Raw genomic sequence first — 10,019 nt, 5'->3', positions numbered from 1 at the left:
CGAGCGTGGTTGCGTGCACTGCCTGGCCCGCGACGCGGGCGTCTCCCAGGCCACCGGCTACCGCTATCTCCACGAAGGCATCGAGCTCCTGGCCGACCAGGCCCCCGACTTGCACGACGTCCTGAACCGCTGCCAGCGCGAGGGCATGACACACGTGATCCTGGACGGCACGCTCATCGAGTCCAACCGCCTGGCGGGCATCCGCGACAACGGGAACGACCTGTGGTTCAGCCAGAAACACAAGGCATTCGGCGGGAACCTGCAGTTCCTGTCCGCCCCGGACGGCACCCCGCTGTGGGTCTCCGACGTCGAGCCCGGCTCTACACCCGACATCACCGCCGCACGCATCCACGCACTGCCCGCCCTCTACAAGGCCGCCGCCGACGGCCTGCCAACACTCGCCGACAAGGGCTACATCGGCGCCGGCATCGGCATCCACGTCCCGGTCCGACGCCCCAAGGGCAAGTCCGAACAAGCCCTCCACACCGACACCCGCACCACCAACACCCTGATCAGAGACCTGCGCGCCCTCGGCGAACGCGCAGCCGCCGAACTCAAAGAACGCTGGCGCGCACTCAAGCACGTCTCCCTCAGCCCCAGCCGGATCGGCGACATCGCCCGCGCCGCACTCGTCCTCAACGGAATCTGGAAATGATCTTCGTTGAGAAAACCTCAGTGGCTAGCGGTAACGGACGTATTCGCTCTGGCGCCGGAACCCCACACTCTCGTAGAGATCGTAGGACCGGTGCGGATTTGCTGTGCTCGTGAACAGGCGGGCGGTCGTGGCACCACGCTCGCGAAGGCTGCACAACCCGTCCAGCAGCAGGACCCGGACGATTCCGAGGCGTCGATGGTCCCTCCGGACGCTCAGCTCTTCAACCTCGCCCACGGTCTGGTCGTGCCGACGGATGGAGCAGAGCGCGACGCCGACCATGTTCTGCCCGTTCCAGAACTTTGCGGCAAGACCGCCGGCCTGTTCATGCTGCGGTCTGAGACGCGCAGCATGCCCGAGGGGGAGGAGCAGCTGCGCGTGATCGCCGCGTAGTGCCAGCAGGAGATCTACTTCCGTGACCGGTGCAGGCGCGCTGCAGGCGTTGAGATGGAGTTCACCGGCATCGCCTGCATCACCTTAGACTCGCGGGGCGCTGGGCTGTGTGGGGGCCGTCTCACCGTGGCTGTGACTGTCCGGCCCTCAGCGCCGTGGACATGACCGTCATCCTTGGCCAGCGCGGGGTCTGTGGTGTGGGATCCGCGCCAGGGATGAACGCCTTCTTTTGGTATTTTCCGTCCTGTGCCTGGGGCGGCGACCGAGCAACTTGCCCCCGATTGTGGTGCGAAGACGTTCCGGCCGGAGGCCAGCCTCTACCCCGATTGATGGCCTCGGGGACCGGCGACCGCAGCGCTCGTCAAGTGGCCGCTTCGGCAGGAGGTCTAGCCCCTGGCCGACACGGGGCAGCCCTGGTCGCGAAAGACCCAGGTGCGGAGCAGCAGGAACCGCATAAGTGTGGCGGCTGCGTTGACCGTGAGAAGGGCGACGGATTCCGTCAGGCGAGATGTGTGCAGTGCAATGATGTGAAGGAGTGCCAAGGCGCCGCTACTTAGTCCCAGGGTGCCGAGGAATGCGACGCCGCTTTGGAGTTGATGGCGAACGAGATCTTGAGAGCCGGTGATTCGGAAGGTGAATCGTCGGTTGGCTGCCGTATTGAGGAGTGAAGTGATGAGCAGCGCAGCCATATTGGCCAGCTGGGAGGATGTCAGGAAACGCAGCGCTACATAGAGTGCGAGGTATGTCATAGTGCTGGCCGCGCCGATAGCCGAGAAGACCAGTATCTGACGAACACCTCCCCTGAATACGGGCATTACGGGATGCCCAGTTCGAAAAGCGCGTAGCCGGCGTACCAACCGGAGGCCGCTGCCAGGCTGGTGAGCATCACCGCCAGGCTGGTCCACCTCAGCCGCTTCAGAGCCATCGCCAGCGGGAGCAGCAACGGGAATGCGGGCAGCAGGTATCGGGAGGTATTGGCGAAGATCTGCTGGGTGCCGAGTACTGCGACCACTGTCGCCAGAGTGTAGGCGACCAGCATCAGCGGCACCCGCTGTCGCAGGAGCAGGACGATCAGTGTCGGTAGGGCCAGGACCAGGAGCAGGGCGATCTGGTCCGGCACCGGGAATGCGAAAACGTAAGTGTGCTTTCCGATCAGCCCATCCCGTACAGCGTGCAGGGTGTACTGGCCGTAGTCGAAGTAGTGCGCCCAGGCTTTACGTTGCAACGCGAAGTAGCCACCCCAGTCGCCCATGCGGTAGCCGACCCAGCCGATGTAGCCGACCAGCCCGAGTGGCGCGATCGCCATCGCGGCGATCGGGCGTGCGAATCCGTCTGGCCACGACGTTCTGCTCCCCTGATAGAGAGTGACCAGCGCGGAGAGGCCCAAGGCGCCGATGAGGGCAGCCGCGGTCGGACGGTTGAGGCCGGCCGCGAAGGCGAGCAGTCCTGCGCTGAGCCAGCGGCGGGTCATGACGCAGTAGCAGACCCAGGCGGCGAGTGCGACGAAGAGCGAATCGGAGTACACGGCCCACTGCACGCCGGAGCCAGGGGCGACGCCCCATAGCGCGGCGGCGATTATGCCAGCCCGATGTCCGCCGATGTGATCGGTGACCGCGTAGATCCCTGCCGCCGCGATGAAGGAGGAGGCCGTTGAGACGAGGATTCCCGCGCCGAAGGTGCCCAGCCCGGTGCACTCGGAAATCAGCCTGATCAATCCTGGGTACAGTGGGAAAAACGCTGCTGAATTCTGCTGGGCGGTGAAGAGACCCCCGGGCGGATTGGGTATCAGAGGTCCGGGGTCGTAACCGTTACGGGCTATCTCCTGGTACCACCAGCCGTCCCATGTGCCCAGCACATCCCATTGGTGGCTACCGCCGCCGAAACGGGGTTCCTTCGTGTGATAGTCGCCGGAGTACTCCAGCAGGTACATGAAGACGGTGAAGCTGATCGTCTTTACTATTGCGAAGATCCACAGTGAGGGTACGAATCGCATTGTGGTGCTGTCAAGACGTGCTATAAGGCCGGCTGTTGGGAATCCTGTGAGGGCACGTGAATGGTTCTGTGGACGTGTGTCGTCGATCAGGGCGGTGCTGGATGTCGGGGCCATGGAGTGCGAGTCCTGCCTGCCGATGGGGGCGCGCCATATCGAACGCGCTGGGGCTCTGCAGAGTGTAGGACATCTAAATAGAACCTCAGTGCCAACATGTCCTCGCACGCGGTCAGCCGTAGAAATGGCAGATATGCTCTGACCGCACGGATAGCAAGGCAGTTTCGGGGAGGCGCGGTCTTTGGTAGCGGCACCCCATATCGTGGCCACCCTGCTGGTCGTCATACCCGTGTACGACGAGGAGGAAGTCCTTCCAGCCCCTCGTGTCCCGGCTGCGGCCGGTTCTGGAGCGTCTGGGTGCAGCGTACGAGGTGATCGCGGTGGACGACGACAGTGCAGACCGTACCGCCGAGCAGCTGGAAAGGTTTCGTAGGGAGTGGCCCGAGCTACGGGTGCTCCGGCTGCGGCGCAACTCCGGGCATCAGGCCGCGCTCACATCCGGACTGCACCATGCTGTGGGGGCTTACGTCGTCAGCACTGACGCCGACTTGCAAGACCCGCCTGAAAAGATCCCGGAGATGCTGGAACTGGCCCGCAGTCGTCGCCTCGACGTCGTCAACAGCACCCGTTCCGATCGCAGTACCGACAACGGCTTCAAACGCCGCAGCGCGGGCGCCCGAAGGGCGTAGTGCGAATGTTCGACACTTGCCGGCGGGCCGCGGGAGAGTCGCTCGGATCCAGTTCGATGGTGACAGGTTGACCAGCCGTGCTCCCCGTAGCTTTCTGCCGCCCCGAGGATGCGGACGTGCACGGGCCGCCTGCTGACGATCGTGCCTTGCACTCGAGGTGAAGTCCGTATGCGGTCGATACCCACCACAAAGCTTTCGTGGGGACTTGGGCAGCGAAGAGGAGAGCGATGGAGCAGGGCGAAGGGCTGCTGGCGCTGGTCGGGGTGGACGCGGCGGCGGAGAAGGCATATCGGCATCTGCTGATGCGAGGAGAGGTCACCGCCGACGAGGTTGCGGCGCTCCTCGGGGGGACAGTTGGGGAAGCAATGGCCCTGATGGAGCAGCTGCATGACGCCGGGCTGGTCGGCCGCCGCTCTTCGCGGGGGTTCACCACGGTGGATCCGCGCATAGCGTTGCGCACGCTGGTGGCGTCCCACGAACGGCAGCTTGGCGAGGTTCGTGACATGGCCGGGCGGCTGAGTGTCATTTTCAACGCCGCAAAGCAGGCCAACACCGGTGAACCTCGGACCAGGGTAATCAGCGGGTTGCAGGAAATCCGCGACTGCTACCACCGCCTCAGGCAGGGCGCACGTACAGAGATCTGCATCCTGGACCGCCCGCCGTTCCTACCGGCGTTGAGCTCGTTACTGGACGGCGCGGCGGTACGCCGCGGCATCCGTGTTCGTGCTGTCTACGCAGCCGCCAGTTTTGACGCCGACGAAGGCTGGCAGGCGCTGTCAAGCCTGGTGGCGAACGGCGAGGAGGCCAGAGCTGTGCCGTCGCTGCCTATCAAGCTCGCCATGGCAGACCAAACGGCCGCGTTGGTGTCGTTGAGTTTTCTGCCCGAGAACGTCGAATACCTCTACACCGAAGCACCTTCGCTGCTGGAGGCGTTGACCGAGATCTTCGACCACCACTGGACAGCTGCCTCCTCGCTCACTGGAGTGCCGGAAGATGCTGCCTCACCACCAGCGCAGCTGCCGGTAGCGGCGCGAAGCGGCCGAGACCCGGAACGGGGGCCGACCGCTGAGGAGCGCCGCCTGCTCGCCCTGCTCGCTGCCGGTGTCAAAAAGGAGGCTATCGCCCGGCAGCTGGGGATTTCCTCGAGAACTCTACAGCGCCGGATCCAGGAGCTGTTTTCCGAGCTCGGTGCCACCAATCGCTTCACCGCCGGTGTTGCCGCGGCTCGGCGCAACTGGCTCTGACCGCGCCAGTGGCTTTTTACGGACACTGTCCGGTATCGGAAGCCGGAAGCCTTTTGGCGCCGGGGGGTGGCCGCTAGAACTTGTCCGATCACTTGGAGAACCGCCCGGACTAGGCGGCCAAGAACTCCCTGATGCAAGGACTTGTGGTGACTCCTACCCATCCACCTGCTCGCCGCTCGAATCCGCGACGACCTCTCGCGGCTGCCGCACTCGCTCTCATGAGCCTGGCCGTCCCACTGGCCGTCAGCCAGTCCCCGGCTGCGGCGGTCTCGGCAGCGCAGCCGACGGGATCGGTCACCGCAGGCCAGCCCAGCCCCGGGCAGAAGCCAACCACAGCACGGTACATCGTCACGCTGCGTGATCCGGGCGCAGCGACGTACACCGGCGGCTTGGCAGGGAAAGCACGAACGGCACCCCGCGCCGATGAGGGGCTGAAGACCACATCCGGTCCCGTCCGCGCTTACCGTGACTACCTGGAGCAGACGCAGAGCCAGGCTGCAGACGCGGTAGGCGCGCGTGTGATCTCCTCCTACTCGGCCGCGTTGAACGGCTTCACTGCAGAGCTGACGCCGGAACAGTTCGCCCGTCTGCGCACCGACCCGACGGTGGTGTCGGTGGTCAAGGACGAACTGCGCAAGCCGCTCGCCGCTGTCACTTCGACGGACTACCTGGGCATGAGCGGCGACAGGGGAGTGTGGGCCGCCAACGGTGGGACGACGAAGGCTGGCAAGGGCATCGTGGTCGGTGTCGTCGATACGGGCATCGCCCCTGAGAACCCGTCGTTCGCCGGGGCCCCACTCGGTCGGCAACCCGGTGAGGAGCCCTACCTCGACGGCACCACCATCACCTACGGCAAGGCCGATGGCGGAACGTTCCGCGGCAGCTGTGCGACGGGCGTCCAGTTCACCGCTGCACACTGCACCACGAAACTCGTGTCCGCTCGATACTTCGTCGACAACTTCGGCGCCGACAACATAGGCAGCACCGCGATCGGCGAATACCTTTCGCCGCGGGACGGATCGGCGCACGGATCACACACGGCCAGCACCGCGGCTGGCGCCCACGACATCGACGCCGACCTTGGCGGCGTTCCGATAGGCAAGATCTCCGGCGTTTCGCCAGCCGCCAAGATCGCCGCCTACAAAGCCTGCTGGAGCGGTGGCGAGGCAACGAACTCAGAAGACGACGGGTGTGCCACAGGGGACATCCTGGCAGCGATCGACGCGGCCGTGGCCGACAACGTCGACGTGATCAACTACTCGATCGGCTCCGCCGGCGGAGCCGAGAGCACCGACTCCATCATCGACGAAGCGTTCCGCAACGCCGCGGCAAGCGGCATCTTTGTTGCCACCGCTGGCGGCAACGCGGGTCCCGCCCCAAGCACCGTCGACAACGCCTCCCCGTGGATCACGACTACAGCGGCGAGTACCATCCCGGCTCGGGAGGCCACGGCCGAGTTGGGCGACGGCGTGAACCTGCTCGGCGCTTCGGTGTCGCTGCCACACGGCGGCAAGTCCGTCACCGGCCCGCTGGCCGCGGCATCCGCCTCAGGAGCCGACGGAGCCACCGACCCGAATTTCTGCGGCCCGGACAGCCTGGACCCGGCCAAGGTGACCGGCAGGATCGTGTTGTGCGAGCGGGGTGCCGTCGACCGGCTGGCCAAGTCGGCCGAGGTGAAGCGTGCTGGCGGGATCGGGGTAATCCTGATCAACCCCGCACCGGACTCGGTAGATCTCGACGCACACACCCTCCCCACCATTCACATCGACGTGAACGGCTACGACGCCCTCGTCTCGTATGCCGCAACCGAGGCGCCTACGGCGACGCTCGTCGACGGCAACCCGCACCAGTTGGCCTCCGCGCCGATCCCGCAGATCGCCGGATTTTCATCGCGAGGCCCGTTGACGGCCGACGGCGGCGACCTGATCAAGCCCGACCTAGCGGCGCCCGGCGTGGGCATCCTTGCCGATGGCGCCAACGCCGCCGGTGAGCGCCCCATGTACACCTTCATGTCGGGAACCTCGATGGCGTCCCCGCATGTGGCCGGTCTGGCCGCGCTGTACCTGGGCGTCCACCCGAACGCGACACCGGCCGAGATCAAGTCGGCCCTGATGACGACCACCTCCCCGGCGGTCACATCCGACGGAGCACCGGCCGGGGATGTCTTCGCCCAGGGCAACGGCCAGGTCGACGCGACTCGGTACCTGAACCCCGGGCTGCTCTACCTGAACGGCCCGGCTGACTGGGAGCAGTACGTCGCGGCGATCGGCGGCGACGCAGCCGCGCCCGCCCCCTCCGACCTCAACTTGGCATCGATCGGCGTCGGATCGCTCGCCGGCCGGAAGACAGTTACCCGAACGGTGACGTCGACCACGGCGGGGACCTTCACGGCCGACGTGGCGGGCATCACCGGAGTACAGACCACCGTCGAGCCCTCGACCCTGACGTTCACGGCGCCGGGCCAGACGAAGACATTCCGCGTAACGTTCACCCGGACCACCGCCCCGCTGGGCGAATGCGCCACCGGTTACTTGACCTGGCGCAACGGCAAACAGACCGTCCGCAGTGCACTGGCAGTGCGCCCGGTTGCGCTGGCCGCTCCGGGGGAGCTGCAAGCCTCGGGCAGCTCAGGCCGAGCCACCGCTACTCTCCGCGGTGGCGATACCCGAGACGTACCGGTGAAGGTAACCGGCCTGTCCCGGGGCGTGCGGATGGAGGGCTCCGGAAGCGTCGGTGGCCCCGCGCAGAGCCACATCGTGCAGATTCCGGCCGGTACGACGCACGCACGCTTTGATCTCGACGCCACCGACAACAGCGCCGATCTCGACCTGTCGGTCTACCGGCTCAACAGCTACGGCGACAAGACACTGTTCGCCCGCGCTGCAACCGATTCCGCCGACGAACGGATGGATCTGGACGACCTGTCCCCGGGCCTGTACCAGGTCGAGGTCGATTTCTTCGCCGGGACCGGCCCGCTCGGATTCACCGTCACGAGCTTCGTACTCAGCGACAAGAGCGCCGAAGGCACGTTCACGGCGCGGCCCACAACGGCCGTTCTGGGGATCGGCAGCACGACTGCGGTCACTCTGACCTGGAGCGGCCTGCGCGGCGGCGGGATCTACCTTGGACGAGTCGCATACGGCGACACGGGTCGGACCACATACGTCACGGTGACCAGTGATCCCCGCACCGGTCCGCCCACCGGCACTCCCGGCGCCCGCCCGGTGGTCACTGTGACACCTGATTACGCGACGCCTGGTCGTCCTGTAATCGTCCTCGCAACCGGTCTGACTCCGGCAGTGGACTTCCAGATCAGGATCAAGGGCTCCGGGCAGGTGCTCGCGAGCGGACGGACCAGCGAGGACGGCGGTGTGGCCCGACTGGTGACCCTGCCGGTGAAGCTGCCCACGGGTAAGCAGACGATGGAGGTTCGTTACGCGGGCCGGGTCGTCGGGGACACCTTCACGGTCAGCTCACTTGTCCTCGGTGACCTCGACCATGTTGATCGGGAAGCCTTCGACGGCAACCCCCTGACCGCGTTGACCGGTGGGGTCCAGGGCAAGGGCCGGATGAGCGTCACCATCCGAAGCGCCTCAGGCGTCTACCTGAACCGGACTGTTTCTGTCGACTCGAACAGCTGGCCCTGGTTCAGCTGGCAGTCGGAGTTGGTCGAGGCCAAGCCGGAAAGGCTCACCGGCACTCTCACGGTGCTCGACCACAACGATCGCGGAGGTCAGAGCAAATCCCTGACCTGGACGACTTCGGCCACGCGTCCCAGCACAGCCTCGATCGCCGAAGACCGTGCGGCCGCGCATGCCGCGAAGCTGACGTACACCAACAACACCAGTCGGACTAGCACCCCGACACTGCGGTACAAGCTGACAGGCGGGGACGTGATCTTCGCGACCCTTATGATCGACCCCGGGAAGACGGCCACCCGCTCCTACGACGTGACGGGCGTGGACCGCCTGGATCTGGTGATGGACGGGCGCGCCGTCGCGACCTACCGGAACCGGCAGCACAGCAGGGTCACTGGCCGTCCTGTCATGACGGAACGCTTCTACGCGACCTTCCACCGCGGAAAGCCGAAGGGCCACAGCGGCCTGTTGGAAGCAACGTTCACCAACCGCCCGGCGGCGTACAGTTCGGAGTTCTTCCTTACGGCCGGTGAGGGGACCGAGGTCTACACCGGTGTGAGTTTCCTCCACGACGAGAAGATCCCCACCCCCAACCTTCCGCAGGAAGGGACGCCGGTCTCCAGGACTCTGGCGCTTCCTTCTGGCCGGCCGCTGTGGGCAACAGCCGGCTTCGAGGTCCACACCCCGATTCTCTCGTATATCGAGGATCGGTACTTGCTGATGACGCCCATGAGCCAGGCCGACCTCGAGCCAGTGCCTGGTCGCTCAGTCCCGGAGTTCGTCGTCGACGCCACGCCACGGCAGGCGGCTGTAGGAACGACCGTATTGGTGACAGCGGCCGGCCTGTCCGCGCACGAGCCGTACACCGTGCGCGTCGGCGGCCGGGTCGTGGGCTCAGGCCGGGCAACGGCACAAGGGTTTGCCCACACCTTTGTCCGTATCCAGCAGGGTCACGGATCCACCACCTCAGTCTGGGTGACGGGCAGTCGGCCGAACAGGTTTGGTGTGGCCGAATTGAAAACGCGAGGATAGCAGCGGGATCACTGAGCGCTGCCGGACCGCCGGCCGACGCCATGTCGGTCGGCGGTCCCATGGTGGTTCCGGCTTGGGCCGGACGTTGCCGGCTCGGAGCCGACGAGCATCGAACCACGGCCGGACCAATGCGCCATTCTGCGCGCCGCAGGCGCCCTGCGTGGCAACGCCCGCACATGAGGGTGCCCGGTCGGCCAGTACTGACGTACCGGGCCCGGGTGAGCCCGTGATGCCGTTGTTTCTGAACCACCAGTTGGTACGTCCCACCGCCAGCCGGCAAAGCTCCTGCTACATGTGTCCGCCCACCTGCCCGCCCCGGACGGA

General features: G+C 66.0%; 6 protein-coding genes and 1 pseudogene. 4 read left to right on the top strand and 3 right to left on the bottom strand.

The features are described from left to right. A partial coding sequence (locus PV350_RS25125; RefSeq protein WP_500336243.1) for a transposase family protein occupies window positions 1–655 on the top strand: 655 nt, incomplete at its 5' end. Between the two features lie 24 nt (window positions 656–679). On the opposite strand, the pseudogene PV350_RS25120 reads toward PV350_RS25125, so the two are convergent. The 3 genes and pseudogenes from PV350_RS25120 to PV350_RS25110 form a co-directional block, all read right to left on the bottom strand. Then, window positions 680–949 (bottom strand): annotated as a pseudogene (locus PV350_RS25120) (GNAT family N-acetyltransferase); the annotation flags it as partial. 482 nt (window positions 950–1,431) lie between these two features. Continuing rightward, window positions 1,432–1,860 (bottom strand): GtrA family protein, encoded by a 429-nt coding sequence (locus PV350_RS25115; RefSeq protein WP_500336241.1) that lies wholly within the window; start codon window positions 1,858–1,860, stop codon window positions 1,432–1,434. Continuing rightward, a complete protein-coding gene (locus PV350_RS25110; protein WP_500336239.1) occupies window positions 1,860–3,038 on the bottom strand; it encodes a putative hexosyltransferase in 1,179 nt (392 codons plus the stop codon). The genes PV350_RS25115 and PV350_RS25110 overlap by 1 nt, the downstream gene beginning before the upstream one ends. A 434-nt stretch (window positions 3,039–3,472) precedes the next feature. On the opposite strand from PV350_RS25110, the gene PV350_RS25105 reads away from it, so the two are divergent. From PV350_RS25105 to PV350_RS25095, 3 genes are all read left to right on the top strand, one after another. Continuing rightward, entirely contained in the window at window positions 3,473–3,781 is a 309-nt protein-coding gene (locus PV350_RS25105) for a glycosyltransferase (RefSeq protein WP_500336238.1), read from the top strand. A 227-nt stretch (window positions 3,782–4,008) separates the two neighbouring features. Beyond that, window positions 4,009–5,025, top strand: a complete 1,017-nt coding sequence (locus PV350_RS25100) for a LuxR C-terminal-related transcriptional regulator (protein ID WP_500336236.1) — start codon at window positions 4,009–4,011, stop codon at window positions 5,023–5,025. A gap of 218 nt (window positions 5,026–5,243) precedes the next feature. Then, window positions 5,244–9,695, top strand: a complete 4,452-nt coding sequence (locus PV350_RS25095) for a S8 family peptidase (protein ID WP_500336234.1) — start codon at window positions 5,244–5,246, stop codon at window positions 9,693–9,695. Window positions 9,696–10,019 lie beyond the last annotated feature (324 nt).

The sequence above is a fragment of the Streptomyces sp. PA03-6a genome (assembly GCF_033792765.1).
GTDB lineage: Bacteria > Actinomycetota > Actinomycetes > Streptomycetales > Streptomycetaceae > Actinacidiphila.
This window is presented reverse-complemented; position numbering and strand designations above follow the sequence as displayed.

What these genes read in the sequence shown, in the direction of transcription:
- PV350_RS25115 (WP_500336241.1), bottom strand. Translation starts at nt 1,860, where the DNA reads ATGCCCGTATTCAGGGGAGGTGTTCGTCAGATACTGGTCTTCTCGGCT.
- PV350_RS25100 (WP_500336236.1), top strand. Translation starts at nt 4,009, where the DNA reads ATGGAGCAGGGCGAAGGGCTGCTGGCGCTGGTCGGGGTGGACGCGGCG.
- PV350_RS25095 (WP_500336234.1), top strand. Translation starts at nt 5,244, where the DNA reads ATGAGCCTGGCCGTCCCACTGGCCGTCAGCCAGTCCCCGGCTGCGGCG.
- PV350_RS25110 (WP_500336239.1), bottom strand. Translation starts at nt 3,038, where the DNA reads ATGCGATTCGTACCCTCACTGTGGATCTTCGCAATAGTAAAGACGATC.